General features: G+C 63.3%; 14 protein-coding genes. 9 read left to right on the forward strand and 5 right to left on the reverse strand.

Annotated features, from left to right (window positions below; genetic code table 11):
- Positions 1 to 5: 5 nt before the first annotated feature.
- The 3 genes from QM672_RS17590 to QM672_RS17600 all read left to right on the forward strand — a co-directional run bounded on the left by QM672_RS17590 (position 6) and on the right by QM672_RS17600 (position 2,418).
- Positions 6 to 695, forward strand: a complete 690-nt coding sequence (locus tag QM672_RS17590) for an ABC transporter permease (protein ID WP_415084101.1) — start codon at positions 6 to 8, stop codon at positions 693 to 695.
- Entirely contained in the window at positions 692 to 1,384 is a 693-nt protein-coding gene (locus QM672_RS17595) for an ABC transporter permease (protein WP_149250574.1), read from the forward strand. The genes QM672_RS17590 and QM672_RS17595 overlap by 4 nt, the downstream gene beginning before the upstream one ends.
- Before the next feature lie 74 nt (positions 1,385 to 1,458).
- Positions 1,459 to 2,418 carry an arginase family protein gene (locus tag QM672_RS17600; RefSeq protein WP_415084104.1) on the forward strand — a complete coding sequence of 320 codons (960 nt, stop codon included), beginning with the start codon at positions 1,459 to 1,461 and terminating at the stop codon, positions 2,416 to 2,418.
- 41 nt (positions 2,419 to 2,459) lie between these two features.
- On the opposite strand, the gene QM672_RS17605 is transcribed toward QM672_RS17600, so the two are convergent.
- Complete coding sequence (locus QM672_RS17605) at positions 2,460 to 3,362, reverse strand: alpha/beta hydrolase (RefSeq protein ID WP_415084106.1); 903 nt, start codon at positions 3,360 to 3,362, stop codon at positions 2,460 to 2,462.
- Positions 3,363 to 3,698: 336 nt separating this feature from the next.
- On the opposite strand from QM672_RS17605, the gene QM672_RS17610 reads away from it, so the two are divergent.
- Positions 3,699 to 4,634, forward strand: a complete 936-nt coding sequence (locus QM672_RS17610) for a DMT family transporter (RefSeq protein WP_415084224.1) — start codon at positions 3,699 to 3,701, stop codon at positions 4,632 to 4,634.
- Between the two features lie 94 nt (positions 4,635 to 4,728).
- Here QM672_RS17610 and QM672_RS17615 read toward each other — a convergent pair whose 3' ends face one another.
- Together QM672_RS17615 and QM672_RS17620 are read right to left on the reverse strand one after the other, a co-directional pair.
- Positions 4,729 to 5,328, reverse strand: coding sequence for a GTP cyclohydrolase II (locus QM672_RS17615; RefSeq protein WP_415084108.1), 600 nt, complete (start codon positions 5,326 to 5,328; stop codon positions 4,729 to 4,731).
- The gene (locus QM672_RS17620; protein WP_415084110.1) at positions 5,306 to 5,827 is read right to left on the reverse strand and encodes a DUF4231 domain-containing protein; all 522 of its coding nucleotides are present in this window, start codon (positions 5,825 to 5,827) and stop codon (positions 5,306 to 5,308) included. The genes QM672_RS17615 and QM672_RS17620 overlap by 23 nt, the downstream gene beginning before the upstream one ends.
- 380 nt (positions 5,828 to 6,207) lie before the next feature.
- Here QM672_RS17620 and QM672_RS17625 point away from each other — a divergent pair, with 380 nt between their 5' ends.
- Both QM672_RS17625 and QM672_RS17630 read left to right on the forward strand, forming a co-directional pair.
- Positions 6,208 to 7,245: an SIR2 family protein gene (locus QM672_RS17625; protein WP_415084112.1), complete on the forward strand. Its 1,038-nt coding sequence runs from the start codon at positions 6,208 to 6,210 to the stop codon at positions 7,243 to 7,245.
- A complete protein-coding gene (locus tag QM672_RS17630) occupies positions 7,242 to 8,987 on the forward strand; it encodes an ATP-binding protein (RefSeq protein ID WP_415084114.1) in 1,746 nt (581 codons plus the stop codon). Before QM672_RS17625 ends, QM672_RS17630 begins: the two co-directional genes overlap by 4 nt.
- A 174-nt stretch (positions 8,988 to 9,161) precedes the next feature.
- Here QM672_RS17630 and ctlX read toward each other — a convergent pair whose 3' ends face one another.
- Together ctlX and QM672_RS17640 are read right to left on the reverse strand one after the other, a co-directional pair.
- On the reverse strand, positions 9,162 to 10,094 hold the full coding sequence (gene ctlX, locus QM672_RS17635) for a citrulline utilization hydrolase CtlX (RefSeq protein ID WP_415084116.1): 933 nt from the start codon (positions 10,092 to 10,094) through the stop codon (positions 9,162 to 9,164).
- Positions 10,095 to 10,442: 348 nt separating this feature from the next.
- The gene (locus QM672_RS17640) at positions 10,443 to 11,492 is read right to left on the reverse strand and encodes an ornithine cyclodeaminase (RefSeq protein ID WP_415084118.1); all 1,050 of its coding nucleotides are present in this window, start codon (positions 11,490 to 11,492) and stop codon (positions 10,443 to 10,445) included.
- Positions 11,493 to 11,614: 122 nt separating this feature from the next.
- Here QM672_RS17640 and QM672_RS17645 point away from each other — a divergent pair, with 122 nt between their 5' ends.
- The 3 genes from QM672_RS17645 (at position 11,615) to QM672_RS17655 (ending at position 14,994) form a co-directional block, all read left to right on the forward strand.
- On the forward strand, positions 11,615 to 12,073 hold the full coding sequence (locus QM672_RS17645) for an Lrp/AsnC family transcriptional regulator (RefSeq protein WP_311940477.1): 459 nt from the start codon (positions 11,615 to 11,617) through the stop codon (positions 12,071 to 12,073).
- A 276-nt stretch (positions 12,074 to 12,349) separates the two neighbouring features.
- Positions 12,350 to 12,802: a (2Fe-2S)-binding protein gene (locus QM672_RS17650; protein ID WP_394313256.1), complete on the forward strand. Its 453-nt coding sequence runs from the start codon at positions 12,350 to 12,352 to the stop codon at positions 12,800 to 12,802.
- Between the two features lie 14 nt (positions 12,803 to 12,816).
- Positions 12,817 to 14,994, forward strand: a complete 2,178-nt coding sequence (locus QM672_RS17655) for a molybdopterin cofactor-binding domain-containing protein (protein WP_415084121.1) — start codon at positions 12,817 to 12,819, stop codon at positions 14,992 to 14,994.
- Positions 14,995 to 15,126: the final 132 nt, after the last annotated feature.

Below are 15,126 nucleotides of genomic sequence, written 5' to 3' on the forward strand. Positions count from 1 at the left end.
CGGACATGATCCTCGATTTCGTCCGCACGATCCTGGCGGCAGGGGCGATCACCCTGCTGCTTGCCTTCGCCTCGCTGGTGGTGGCCGTCCTCCTCGGCCTCGGCGCGGCCCTGTGCAAGGTCTCGCGCCATAGGACGCTGGCGGCCATCGCGGGGATCTATACCTTCGTGGTGCGCGGCATCCCTGATCTCGTCATGATGCTGCTGGTCTTCTACAGCCTGCCCTCCTTCATCGGCCAGGTCGGCGAATGGCTCGGCTTCGACATCCAGGTCGAATTCTCCCCGCTCGGGGCCGGCATCGCCACGCTCGGCCTGATCTTCGGCGCCTACATGACCGAGACCTTCAAGAGCGCGCTCCTCAACATCCCCCGCGGCCAGATCGAGGCGGCGGAGGCCTATGGGCTCGGGCGCACCCGCATCTTCACCCGCATCGTGCTGCCGCAGATGATCCGCCTGGCGCTGCCCGGCTTCACCAACAACTGGCTGGTGCTGGTCAAGGCGACGGCCTTGGTCTCCCTCATCGGCCTGCAGGACGTGATGTTCCGCGCCAAGGGGGCCGCCGAGGCCACCGGCAAGCCCTTCACCTTCTACCTGGTCGCCGGCGGCTTCTATCTCGCCATCACCATCCTCTCCATGCTGGTGCTGGCCTGGCTGGCGCGGCGCTACGAGCTCGGCACAAGGAAGCTGGCGCCATGAACTGGGACGTCATTGCCGAGAATCTCGGCCTCTATGCCGAGGGTGCCCAGTTGACGCTGGTCCTCACCGTGGCGTCCCTGGCGATCTCCTTCTGCCTTGCCATCCCGCTTTCCTTCGCGCGCAACAGCGCCAACCGGCTGATCCGCAGCCTGGTCTTCGCCTATACGCTGGTGTTCCGCGGCACGCCGCTGCTGGTGCAGCTCTTCCTGATCTATTTCGGCCTCGCCCAGTTCGAGCTGGTGCGCGCCAGCCTGCTCTGGCCCTGGCTCTCCAGCCCGCTCGTCTGTGTGCTGATCGCCTTCGTGCTCAACACCACCGCCTACACCACCGAGATCTTCGCCGGCGCGCTACGCCACATCCCGCCCGGCGAGGTGGAGGCCGCCACCGCCTATGGCATGTCCGGCTGGACGCGGGCGCGGCGCATATTGGTGCCGGCGATGCTGACCAGGGCGCTGCCGCTCTACGGCAACGAGACCATCATGATGCTGCACGCCACCTCGCTCGCCAGCACCGTCACCTTGCTGGAGACCACCGGCGTCGCCCGCATGATCACGCTGAACTACTACATCCAGTTCGAGCCCTATGTCGCGGCCGCGATCGTCTACCTCGTCCTGACCTTCGTCCTGGTCGGCGCCTTCCGCCTCGTCGAGCGCCGCTGGGCCGGCTACCTCGACGTCCGCCCGTCCTGAGGCTCGCCGCCGGCCATCCCCCGCTTTTCCAACCCGATGCCGCCCGCGGGCGGCCCGCATAGAGGATCTCCATCATGAACCAGAAAGCCGATCTCGGCGCGCTGTTCGGCGCGGCAGCCGATACGCTCACCTTCCTCGGCCTGGAGGAATGCCGCGACCTTGCCACGCTCGCCGCCCCGATCGCCCTGATCGGCGCGCCTTGCGCCACGCCCTACCGCTCCGTCGGCGCCTATTGCCGCAACGCGCCGGATGCCCTGCGCCGCGCCACCGCCGCCTTCACCGCCAATGTCGACCGCCACGATTTCGACAATGGCGGCAAGGTCTTCCCGGAGCCGCGCCTGCGCGCCGTCGATTGCGGCAACCTGCCCTATGACGAGAATGACGGGGCCGCCAACCGCGCCGCCATCGCCGCCGCCGTCAAGGCCATCCGCGCCCGCGGGGCGGTGCCGATCGTGCTGGGGGGCGACGATTCCATCCCCATCCCCATGCTCGAAGCCCTGGGGGCGGAGGCGGGCGCCCGCTACACCATCCTGCAGATCGATGCCCATATCGACTGGCGCGAGGTGCATATGGACGAGCGCCTCGGCCTCTCCTCCACCATGCGCCGGGCGTCGGAAATGCCCCATATCGAGCGCATCATCCAGGTGGGCGCCCGCGGTATCGGCTCGGCCGCGACCAGCGACTATGAGGATGCGCTGGCCTGGGGCGTCAAATTCGTGCCGGCCCATGACCTGCACCGCCAGGGCGTCGAGGCCGCGCTCGACCTCATCCCCGAAGGCAGCCGCATCGTCATCTGCATCGACGCCGACGCCCTCGACCCGGCCTTGGTGCCCGGCGTCATCGGCCGCGCCCCGGGGGGCCTCACCTATTACCAGCTGGTCGACCTCATCAAGGGCGCCGCCCGCCGCGGCCGCATCGAGGCGATGGACTTCGTGGAATTCATGCCCGAGCGCGACGTGGACGGCATCGGCGCGCTGACCTTCGCCCGGGCGATCACCACGGCGCTGGGGGTGATCGCGCGGCAGCGGGCGTAAGGGAAGAAGGCGGCCGCCGGCGGGGAGCCGGCGGCAACCGTCTAGCCCCCGGCGTTGCGCATGAACTCGCCCGCGGCGGCCAGCGCACGCCGGCCGTCTTCCAGGCCGGCGTTCCAGAGCGGCCAGGCGTGGATCATATGCGGCCAGATCTCGAGCCGCACCGGCACATCCGCGCTGCCGGCGGCCTCGGCAAGCCGCGTGGCGTCCGACAGCAGCGTCTCGGCCGAACCGACCTGGATCAAGAGCGGCGGAAAGCCGCGCAGGTCGGCGAACAAAGGCGAGATCAGTGGGTCGCCAGGGTCCGTCCCCGCCGGGACATAGGCGGCGGCAAGCTCCTCCAGATAGGCCTTGTGGATGATCGGATCGATCGTGCCCTTGCCGGCGAGCGTCGCGCCCGACATTGTGAGATCGGTCCAGGGCGAAATCACCCAGGCGCAGCGGGGCAGGGGCTCGCCGGCGGCGCGCAGGCGGCCGATCAGGGCCAGAGTGAGATTGCCGCCCGCACTGTCCCCGCCGACCGCGATGTCTTCGGCGGCGATGCCCTGCCGCCGCAGGAAGCGCCATGCCGCGAGGGCGTCCTCGTGCTGGGCCGGAAAAGGCTGCTCGGGCGCGCGGCGATAGTCGATCGCCAGGGTTCGCATGCGCGCCGCGCGGCCGGCCTCCGTCACCAGCCGGCGATGGCTTTCGATGGAGCCCGAGCAGTAGCCGCCGCCGTGGAAGTAGAGCAGCACCTTCCCGGCGTCGCTGCCCGGCGCCATCGACCATTCGCCGGGGACGCCGTCGCACGCGATTTCCGTGCAGACGACATCGTCGGCAACAGGCCAGTGGGTGCCGACCTCGTCGAGCCGTGCGCGCCGCTCGCCCCATCCGACCGGCCGGGGCTTGGCGGCCAGCAGGTCGCGGATGGCGGCGATTTCCTCCAGGCTGCGCTCGTGCTCGGTCACGGCATGCTCCTTGATAAAGACTGGCGCATCGTGACACTATGCTTGGCAACCGGCGTTCGCAATCAGTCGTAATTTCCGTTACGGAAGCAAAATCGGGGTAAAAGCGAGGTTGTTTTTCGCAGCGTACATGCCGATCTTCTGAAACGGGTAAGGCGAAAGCCTCGTTATCTTACAAGAAACGCTCCCCATCCGAATAAAGGGGCGGTTGGTCGCCAGGCCGGCAGATCGAAGAGCGCCGATGGGGCTCCAGGCCAGGGCACGGCACCCGGCGATACGGGGCTGCCATCGCTCCCGGTCCGTCGGCGAGGGGAGGAGGCTGGGAACCACATGCTGCCGATGGCACATCCCGACGAGGCGAAGGCCGCCCCCGGCGTATCCCTTCTGATCGCCTACGCGACCGCGGTGCTGGGCTGGCTTCTTTCGGCCGGCGTCTACATCGCGGCCAAATGGGCGGCGCCGGAAATGGGGCCCTGGGCGCTCTGCTTCTGGCGGCTGCTGCTGGCTTGCGCCATCCTGCTGCCGATCGTGCATCGCCATTACGGCGCGATCATCGCCTTGCTCCGCTCGCGGCCGCTGGAGGTCCTCATCGTCGGCGCCATCGGCCTGACCCTGTGCCAGGGCATGATCTATACCGGCCTCCATTTCACCAATGCCACCACCGCCGGCATCATCATGGCGCTGTCACCGGTGATGACCATGGTGATTGCCCGCATCGTGCTCGGCGAGCCGCTCGGCCTGTGGAAGGCCATCGGCGCGCTGCTCGCTTTGGCCGGCATGCTGGTCATCGTGGCCCATGGCGATCTCGGCGCGCTGATGGGGCTGCAGGTCAGTGCCGGCGAATTGTGGATCGTCGGCAGCGCCTTCTGCTGGGGCCTCTACACCGTGCTCCTTCGCCGTGCCAGATTCGGCATCCCCCTGCTGCCCACGGTGGTGGTCCTGCTCGGCGCCGGCGCCCTGGCCGCTTTGCCTTTCTATCTGTGGGAGCTGACCGGCGGCGGCGGCTCGGCCCTGAACGCCAACGGCCTGCTGGCGCTCGCCTATCTGGCCGGGCCGGGCGGCGCGCTGATGTATTATCTCTACAATCGCAGCGTCGAGGCGCTCGACGCCGGCCGTGCCAGCATGCTGCTCTACCTGCAGACCGTCTTCGTGGCCCTGCTCGCCTATCTCCTGCTCGGGGAGAGCCTGCACGACCACGACATCTGGGGCGCGGCCTTTATTGTTGCCGGGCTGGTGTTGCCGGCGTTGGTCAAGCGAAGGCGCGACGTTGCGTAAGAAGGATAAAATGGGCACCGGAGAGCCGTCGGCGCCATTTGGCCCTTCGCCATCTTCCATCTTAATTAAATGCACTGTCACCGTAGTTCTAATTTCATGCGTCGGTACCAAATGGCTTCATCATATGACCCAGCTTCCGTGCTTTTGAGCGAAGATAGGCCTCATTAAGCGGTGTCGGATCGCTCATATGTGCAACACGTTTGGCTTCAATGCCTTGATCAACCAACCCCGCAACTTTGCGCGGATTGTTTGTCAGTAGCAGGCACGATGTTACGCCGAAATACTGCAATATGAAGGCTGCCCGTTTGTATTCACGTGGATCAAGGGGCGAGCCCAGCTTCTTGTAAGCCTCAGCCGTGTCCAACCCCTCTGTCGCGGTGATATTCATGCCCCTTATCTTGGTAAGCAGGCCCGCGCCTCGCCCATCGCACAGCATGTAGATGAAGATACCGCCCTCTTCGTGGATGCGATGAAGGCCGGTCTCCAACTGCCAATGACAGTCACAGTCCGTACTCTCGAAAATCTCGCCTGTGTAACAGGCACTTTGAATCCGAACTAAGGGCGTCTTACCCGTGAAATCCGACACAAGCGCAAGCACATTGTCCTGTTCGTTCTTGGACCAAGCAAAATCATAAAGGTCAAAGGGACCGTATTTGGTGTTAAGCGGTGATTTAGCTATTTCCGGTAGTGTCATCGATCTTCCGTCTATCAGATACTTTCTTTCCATGGTTGCCGGCGAGCATTTCGGGTTCGGGCACCAAGCCCTCCCATGAGTCATGAACCCAGCGCGCAACATGGGTCACTTTCCGTGCCAGCAGTTTATCCGGCTCTAGCGCTTCCGCGAAATCAGCGTTCTTGAAATCGTAGTTCGCTTTCTGCTCTTCTAATTCACGTTGTGCTCGCCGGTATAGTACCCACAGTCGTTGTGGTTTTCGAAGTTGAAGCCAACTTGTGAGGCCCCCTGCCAAAACCGAAAGGCACGATGGAACTACCTTCGCGCAGAACTGCCCAACACCAAGCGTTACAAACAGGGGCGCAACTAACGTGCAGAAGATGATGATGGCAAAGCACCATTGTGCTTCATGTTTATTGTGGTTGGCCTTTTCCCGCATGCCTTTCCGGACGGACGTGTAGTAATCGAGTACAGTATCGAATTTATCTTCGGGAATAGTCTTGTCATTGCGCCAGCCCATCCGGAGCCTCCATATGCATCGACTCTTACATAGATATATTGACCTGAAAAACAAAGCTCGATTGCGACGCTAAGTTGATAGAGGAATCGACAGATTGCATCTCAGGATGGATGCCAAGTGCGCTATATAAATGGATCGCAGCGCTATTATTGAGGCTGATATTGTCGGCGTCGCAGCCTAACACCGCCGCCTACGCTCACTTCTATGGTGCGTAGTGAGGTGGTGTGGGCGTAGGTTGTTTGGCAGTGATAGTTCCCACAAGATTCTACGATATTGTCGAATTTAGTCTATTGAAATAATAATGTACTACACTTGCCTGTTTCCTAAATCAAGAATGCATTCTATCATAGAAAGTAGTGCTGCGAGGTCGGTGGGCAAACGTGGAAATAAGTGCGTTAAAGAAGAAACTGCAGGAGCATCTTGGCGATGGCCTTGTCCTGGTAATTGGCTCCGGACTGTCCTGCGCAGAAGGTGTTCCCGGTATGGGGGCGCTCGGACACCACCTCGTTACGCACATTCCGGCCATTCTTTCGTCGGATGATCAAAAACACTGGGAGAAGATCCATCCCCTTATCGCGGCGGAGGGGCTGGAAGTTGCGTTGCTCAAGCACGTTCCAACGCCATCCCTTGAAGCAGCAATTGTGCAGAGTACGGCCGATTTTATTGCCACGGCTGAAGCGAGCATTATCGCTGAAGTCTTCAACAATTCGAAGACTCTTCGTCTGACCAAGCTCATCCCCCATCTGTTGAAACCAGATACCGGCATACCGATCGTCACGACGAATTATGACCGTCTCGCTGAACTTGCCTGTGAAGAAGCCGGATTGGGCGTCGACACCATGTTCTGCGGTCATTTCGCAGCGCGCCTTGCCCCGCAAGATAGTTACTGGAGCTTCTGCCGAAGCGTGCAACTGATGGGCAAGAATGTGCGATATAAGTTCGCCTCAAAGGCAAACGTCTTTAAGCCCCATGGTAGCCTCGACTGGTACCATCGCGAGGGCAATCCGGTTCGTTATGCCGGGGCGCTCCCGCTACCCCGTCTCATAATCACACCGGGGCTGAATAAATTCAGGAGTGGCTACGAAAGTCCGTTCGACAAGCACCGTGAGAAAGCGAACGACGCAATCGACAAGGCCCGCCGCTTCCTCATTATCGGCTACGGTTTCAATGACGATCATCTGGAAACTCATCTCACGCCCCGCATTAAATCAGGCGTGAAGACAGTGATCCTGACCTATGCCCTTTCTCCAAAAGCAAGAGAGATCGCTATAAAAAATAGAAATGTAGTTGCAGCCGAGTTCCGCGAAGAGGGCGGAACGGCTGGTGCCCGCTTCATTATCGATGGGGCAGAAATATTCTATCCAAGTGTCGACTATTGGGATCTAGGTGGATTTGTGAAGGGAGTTCTATCGGCATGACTGCCTCGGTACTGGAGTTTACGGATAACGATCAAATCGGTCGCGTAGCTGGTGTTGACACCAGCCGTGTCGCCATCGACGTCACGAATTCCGAGATGCTGACCCGAGTAGGAATTGGCCAGCTCATTGCCGTCAAGGGCGCAACGCAAGCTGAGTTCTTGATCGCGATGACCGATCGGGTCACCCGCTCTCTTCATGAAGAGCTTCCCGATCCCGAAGGCGGTGAGTTTGGAACTTTGACAGTTTCGCCTGCGGATCACATGCAGGCTTTCGTCATTGGCACGTATCGCACTGTCGATGGCGACAAGGCGGACACATTCAAGCGCGGTGCCGATAGCTTTCCCCAGATCGATCGAGCTTGCTTCGTCATAGAGGGCGGCAATCTCCAGCGTTTCATGGGCATCCTCGGCGCCGGCTTCTCCGCTGAAGAGCGATTGAAGCTAGGCACGTTCGTAGCCGATCGGAGCGCCGAAGCGATCGCTAGCGGCGACAGGTTTTTTCAACGACATGCGGCAATCCTCGGTAGTACGGGGTCGGGCAAGAGTTGGGCTGTGGCCCTCATTCTCGAAAGGGCAGCCAAGCTCAAGTTTCCGAACATCGTCGTGTTCGACATGCACGGAGAATACGCTCCGCTCGCAGACAAGAGTGAAGGCGGCTTCGCGCAGCGGTTTCGCATTGCTGGCCCTAGTGACCTGACCGCCCCAAAAAATGATGCGCTATTCCTGCCATACTGGCTGCTGAACCGAGACGAGATGCTATCTATGATCTTGGATCGCAGCGATCAGAACGCTCCCAATCAGGCCTCTCGCTTTACCCTCCACGTTCGCGAGTTAAAGGGCGCAACATTGGACGCATCGGGCAAGGCCAAAGTCAAAGAGACTTTCACGGTCGATTCTCCGATCCCATACGCGATCTCAGATCTGGTAGATCGCTTGAAAACCGACAACACTGCCAAGGGCGTTGGTGCAAAGGGGGCCCCTATCAAGGGAGATTGGGAGGACAAGCTGACCCGCTTCATATCACGGCTTGAGGCGAAGCTCGATGATCGTCGCTATGGCTTCATGTTCTCGCCGCCGCTTGAGGCGCTCGATTACGACTGGCTTGCTAAACAGATCGTAAAACTCCTACGCGCGGACTCCGGCAATGGGATCAAGATCGTCGATTTCTCAGAGGTTCCGGCCGATGTGCTCCCGGTCGTCACGGGTACACTGGCTCGCCTGCTCTACGATGTTCAGTTCTGGATGAGCGCGGAGGCTCGCACGCCAATTACGCTCCTGTGCGACGAGGCGCATCTCTATCTCCCTGTAAAGGACGATGCAGACACGGTCCAAAGACAAGCGCTGTGGTCATTCGAACGCATCGCGAAGGAAGGACGCAAATACGGTTTCTCTCTGCTCGTTGTGAGTCAGAGACCTTCAGACGTTAGTCGGACGATACTCTCCCAATGCAACAATTTCTTGGCGCTTCGGCTGACAAACGACAGTGATCAAAACGTCATTAAGAGGCTCATGCCGGACTCTCTTGTCGGCCTTACGGCGATGCTTCCGCTGCTCGATACAGGCGAAGCCCTTCTATTGGGCGACGCCGTCTTGCTACCGACCCGAATCAAACTCGATCAGCCCGCAGTAAAACCTAACAGCGCGACACGAGACTTCTGGAAGGAGTGGGGTTCGCTCATGCCTGATGAGAAGCTGCTTGAAGCAGCGGTCGAGTGCTTGCGGAGCCAGACGCGAGTGAGCTAAGTATTCTATTAACTGCGGGAGCGGTGTGCGCTTTCGCAGACCGCTTTACCGAAGAGGACAGACCGCTAGCGGCCTATTTCGGTTACTTGCTTAAGCCTGCATCTGTGATCACTCCTAGCGTAGAGTGATCGTCAGGATGTGGCTCATAAAAAGGCATATCGCACCTCGCCTTCCTCACCCCCTCGGCGTCAGATGCACCCCCGCCAGCGTACAGCGCACCGAACCCCCCGCGCGTTCGATGGTGGGGATGTCGAGGGCGACGCAAATGGCGCTTTGCTCGATGAGGGCGCGCTGCTCGGGCGTCAGGGCTGCCAGCGCCGTGGTCGAGAGGGCGAGGAGGCGGCCGTCCTTGCCCTGCAATTCGATTGCGTTGCCGGCAAAGTTCTCGATCTGGCGGTTGCTCAGCGCCAGCACGTCGCGGCCGGAGCGTTCGAGGCGGGCGACGATCTCGGCCTTGCGGGCGCGGTCGGCGATCATGTCGAGGCCGATCAGCACGAAGTCGGTGGCGATGCACATCAGGACATTGGTGTGGTAGATCGCGGCGCCCTTGTCGTCGCGGGCGTCGAAGGCCATCGGCTCGAAGTTGAAATGGGTGCAGAAGCGCTCGAGGGCGATCGGGTCGGTGCGGTCGGAGCGCACGGCGTAGGCGACGCGGTCGATGTGGTCGAGCACCATGGCGCCGGTGCCTTCCAGGAACAGGCCGTCGGGCTCCAGGCCCGAATAGTCGATGACCTCCTGCACGCGGTAATCGGTCTTCAGCATCTCGATGACGTCGGCCCGGCGCTCGCGCCGCCGGCTCGGCGCCTTCATCGGATAGAGGGCGACATGGCCGCCGGCATGGGTGGAGAACCAGTTGTTGGGAAACACCGAATCCGGGGTTGTCCGGCTTTCGTCCTCGAAGAGGTGCACGGTGACGCCGTGGGCCGCCAGGGTCTCGGCCGCCCTGGTGATCTCGGCATGAGCCAGCGGGGCGAGATCTTCGCCGCCATTGCCCGCGACCTGGAAATGATTGTCGGCGGCCGTCTCGGTGTTGACGGTGAAATGGTGCGGGCGAACCATCACCACGGCGGAGGGGGCCTGGACGGAGAAGGCGGGGCGCTTGGACATGGGGGCTCCGGGGGCTATCGCGTTGGTTCGGGTGGTGCGGTGGGATAGGGGGCAGGTTGGGTTTTGGGGCGATTGCGCATGGGGCTGTGCTGCCCCTCACCCTTACCCTCTCCCCGCAAGGGCGGGGCGAGGGGACTTCGGCGGCGTGCTCGTGCAGGAACGGTCTCATCTCGCCCAACCGTCGGGCGAGACGGGAGGCCGGAGAATGAAGCCGCGACGCTTGCGCCTCCTCGCCCCGTTCTTGCGGGGAGAGGATAGAGGTGAGGGGCAGCGCGACCTTCGTTGGACAAACGCTGGACCATGACGGCCCGCAGCGCAGCGGACGACCGTCTATCTCTGCCCGCCCCCTCAGCGGGCGCGCTGCAGCATGCCGAAGAGGTCGCGTGGATCGTCGGGGTCGGCGATCATGTCGAGTTCCTGGTAGAAATCGGTGCCGACGATCTGGTTGCGCAGATAGCGCAGGGCCGAGAAGTCCTCGATGGCGAAGCCGACGCTGTCGAACAGGGTGATCTGGCGCTCGTCGCGCCGGCCCGGCACCTGGCCGGTGACGACCTGCCAGAGCTCGGTGATCGGGTAGGAGCGATCCATCTGCTGGATCTCGCCCTCGATCCAGGTCTGCGGCGGATATTCCACGAAGCAGTCGGCGCGCAGGAGGATGTCCTTGTGCAGCTCGGTCTTGCCGGGGCAGTCGCCGCCGATGGCGTTGATGTGGATGCCGGGGCCGACCATGTTGTCGGTGAGGATGGTGGCGAACTGCTTGTCGGCGGTGCAGGTGGTGACGATGGCGGCGCCTTCGATCGCCTGCTGCGAGGAGGTGCAGGGGATGACGGTGAGGCCGCTGCCCTGAAGGTTGCGGGCGGTCTTCTCGGTGGCCCGGGGATCGATGTCGTAGAGCCTGACGGTGTCGATGCCGCACACCGCCTTCATGGCCAGGGCCTGGAACTCGGCCTGGGCGCCATTGCCGATCATCGCCATCACCTTCCCATCCTTGGGCGCGAGGTGACGGGCGGCCATGGCCGAGGTCGCGGCGGTGCGCAGCGCCGTCAGCAGCGTCATCTCGGTGAGCAGCACGGGATAGCCGGTGGCGACATCGGCGAGCAGGCCGAAGGCGGTGACGGTCTGCAGGCCCTCGGCGGTGTTCTTGGGGTGGCCGTTGACATATTTGAAGCCGTAGATGGTGCCATCGGAGGTCGGCATCAGCTCGATCACGCCGTCACGCGAATGGCTGGCGACGCGCGGGGTCTTGTCGAAGCTCTCCCAGCGGCCGAAATCTTCCTCGATCAGGTCGGTGAGTTCGGCCAGCACCCGCTCGATGCCGAGATGGTGGACGAGGCGCATCATGTTCTCGACGCTGACGAAAGGCACCATCGCCTTCTGCGAGGGCAGGGGAGCGGTCATCGAAAAATCCCTGAACGGTCATTGTTGGCCTTAGCCTAGGCCGTCCGGATGTTCACCGAAATCGCAATCCTGTGCTAGAATTGTCAGTTCATTGAACAGATTGCCAGGTCGGATTGTAAAAAATGTCAGTGACGGGGCGGGATGCCGAAACGGTCAAATATATTCCCGATGCGCTCGACCGCGGCATCATCGCGCATCTGCGCAGCGATGGCCGGGCCTCGCTCTCCAAGCTGGCCGATGCCCTGGGCGTGGCTCGCGGCACGGTGCAGAATCGGCTCGACCGCCTGATCGAGACCGGCACGCTGCTCGGCTTCACCGCCCGCGTCCGCGAGGATTACGACATGAACGCCGTGCATGCGGTGATGATGATCGAGGTGGTCGGCAAGTCGACCACGCAGGTCATCCGCAAGCTGCGCGGCCTGCCGGAGGTGCACACGCTGCACACCACCAACGGCAATTGGGACCTGGTCGCCAATATCCGCGCCGCGAGTCTGGCCGAATTCGACCGCGTGCTGCGCGAGGTCCGGCTGATCGACGGGGTCTCGAACAGCGAGACGAGCCTGCTGCTGAGCAGTGTGTGAGGGATGGCTGCGGGCTGTCGTGGTTGCCGCGGTACCCCGACAGAACGAGGCGCACCCAGCCTTCCCCACTTCGTGGAGAAGGCAGGTCGCGTGATACTCGGCGAGGTTGCGCTCCCTGACGGCGGGAGATGACAGGGCCGATCCACCCGCCATGCGGGTGCCGCGAGGTTCACACCGGCTTGTGATTGATTGAGCTCTTGCTCCCGCCGTCCTAGGCTGATTGTCTGGAACGACTCCAAGGAGGGGATATGCCCTTCCGACTCGCGGGAGACTGCCATGGCCTATACCATCAAGATCAACGGAACCGCCCACACCATCGATGCCGATGGCGACACGCCGCTTTTATGGGTGCTGCGTGACATTCTGGGCATGACGGGCACCAAGTTCGGCTGCGGTGCCGCCTTGTGCGGCGCCTGCACCGTGCATGTCGACGGCACGGCGACGCGCTCCTGCATCACGCCGCTGGAAAGCGTCGGCGAGAGCGCCGTCACCACCATCGAGGCGATCGGGCAGACCCCGCAGGGCAAGGCCTTGCAGAAGGCCTGGCTCGATCTCGAAGTGGTGCAGTGCGGCTATTGCCAGTCCGGCCAGCTGATGTCGGCCGCGGCCCTGCTCGCCGCCACGCCCAAGCCGAGCGACGAGGACATCGATGCCGCCATGTCCGGCAATGTCTGCCGCTGCGGCACCTATCAGCGTATCCGCGCCGCCATCCATCACGCCGCTGCTTGAGGGAGGAAGGGATCATGCCCGACGGTACCGATACACGTTCACACCTCGATCGCCGCGCCTTCCTGAAGGCGGGAGCCGCCATTGGCGGCGGCTTCGTTCTCACCCTCGCTCTGCCGCCGCTGGCCGGATCGCCGGTCGCCGCAGCGGAGGCCAAGGATTTCGCGCCCAACGCCTTCATCCGCATCGATCGCCAGGGCCTGGTGACGCTGGTGATGCCGATGGTCGAGATGGGCCAGGGCGTCTACACCGCCCAGGCCATGCTGCTGGCCGAGGAGCTGGAGGTCGGCCTCCACCAGGTCAAGCTCGAACATGCCCCGCCCGACGACAAGCTCTACGGCAATGCCCTGCTCGGCAGCCAGGCGACGGGCGGCTCGACCACCATACGCGCCTTCTGGCAGCCTTTGCGGCAGGCCGGCGCGGCCGCCCGCACCATGCTGGTCGCCGCCGCCGCCAAGCGCTGGAACGTCGATGCCTCCAAGCTGACGGCCCGCGACGGCGCCGTGCTCAATCCGGCCAGCAATGCCACGCTCGGCTATGGCGAGCTCGCCGACGAGGCCACGACCATGCCGGTGCCCGCCCCCGAGAGCCTCAAGCTCAAGGACCCCAAGGACTTCAAGCTCCTGGGCACCCCGGCCAAGCGGCTGGATACGCCGGACAAGGTGGTCGGCAAGGCCGAGTTCGGCATCGACGTCAAGCTGCCGGGCATGAAGGTTGCCGCCATCGCCATTTCGCCGGTGTTCGGCGGCAAGCCCAAATCCGTGGACGACAAGGCGGTGCTGGCCGTCAAGGGCGTCAGGCAGGTGGTCAAGACCGACGACGCCGTCGCCGTGGTCGCCGACCATATGGGCGCGGCCAAGAAGGGCCTCGCCGCCGCCAACATCAGCTGGGACGATGGGCCGAACGCCAAGGTCGACAGCGCCCAGATCGTCAGCCAGCTCACGGAGGCCTCCAAGCAGCCGGGGGCGGTGGCGCGCAACGAGGGCGACACCGCCAAAGCGCTCGCCGGCGCGGCCACGAAGCTCGAAGCCATCTACCAGGTGCCCTTCCTCGCCCATGCCGCTATGGAGCCGATGAACTGCACCGTGCATGTGCGCAAGGATGGCTGCGAGGTCTGGGTCGGCACGCAGGTGCCCACCATGGCCCAGGCGATCGCCGCCGAGATCACCGGCCTGCCCAAGGACAAGGTCAAGGTCTACAACCACCTGATCGGCGGCGGCTTCGGGCGCCGGCTGGAGGCGGACGGCGTGGCGCGCGCCGTCAAGGTGGCCCAGCAGGTGGACGGGCCGGTGAAGGTGATCTGGAGCCGCGAGGAGGATATCCAGCACGACATGTACCGGCCCTATTATTTCGACCGGATGTCGGCCGGGCTCGACGCTTCAGGCAAGCCGGTGGCCTGGACCCATCGCATTTCCGGTTCCTCGATCCTGGCGCGCTACTTCCCGCCGGCCTTCAAGGACGGCATCGATTCCGATGCGGTGGAGGCGGCCGCCGAGCCGCCCTATGCCCTGCCCAACATCCATGTCGACTATGTCCGGGTCGAGCCGCCGGGCATCCCGACCTCCTGGTGGCGCGGCGTCGGGCCGACGCACAACGTCTTCGTGGTCGAGAGCTTCATGGACGAGCTGGCCGCCGCCGCCAAGGCAGATCCGGTCGCCTATCGCAAGGAACTGCTCGCCCATAATCCGCGGGCGCTCGGCGTGCTGACGCTGGCGGCCGAGAAGGCGGGCTGGGGCCAGCCTCTGCCCAAGGGGCGCGGGCGCGGCATCAGCGTGCAGTTCGCCTTCGGTAGCTTCATGTCGATGGTGGCCGAGGTGGAGACGGCGCCTGACGGCACGCTCAAGGTGCATCGCCTCACCTGCGCCGTCGATTGCGGCCTGCAGGTCAATCCGGACACCATCGCCGCGCAGGTCGAGGGCGGCGCGATCTTCGGCCTCACGGCGGCGCTGCACGGCGCCATCACCCTGAAGGACGGCCGGGTGGAGCAGGGCAATTTCGACACCTATCTGCCCATGCGCATCGACGAGGTGCCGGTGGTGGAAACCCATCTGGTCAAGAGCGCCGAGGCCCCCGGCGGCATCGGGGAGACGGCGACGGTCGCGGTCGGCCCGGCCGTCGCCAACGCCGTCTTCGCCGCCACCGGCAAGCGCGTGCGCACTTTGCCGATCGACACGGATGCGCTGAAGACCGGGTGAGGACCCACAGGCGTTCGCGCCAGGGGAAGGGCGCGACGCTGGCCGCCCCTTCTCCCCGTCCTCACGGGGAGAAGGTAAGGATGAGGGGCAGCGCGACCTCTTATATTGAACACTTTGCGTAGCCCCTCACCC

Origin of the sequence: Labrys sp. (in: a-proteobacteria) (assembly GCF_047605565.1) — a bacterium.
Taxonomy (GTDB): Bacteria; Pseudomonadota; Alphaproteobacteria; order Rhizobiales; family Labraceae; genus Labrys; species Labrys neptuniae.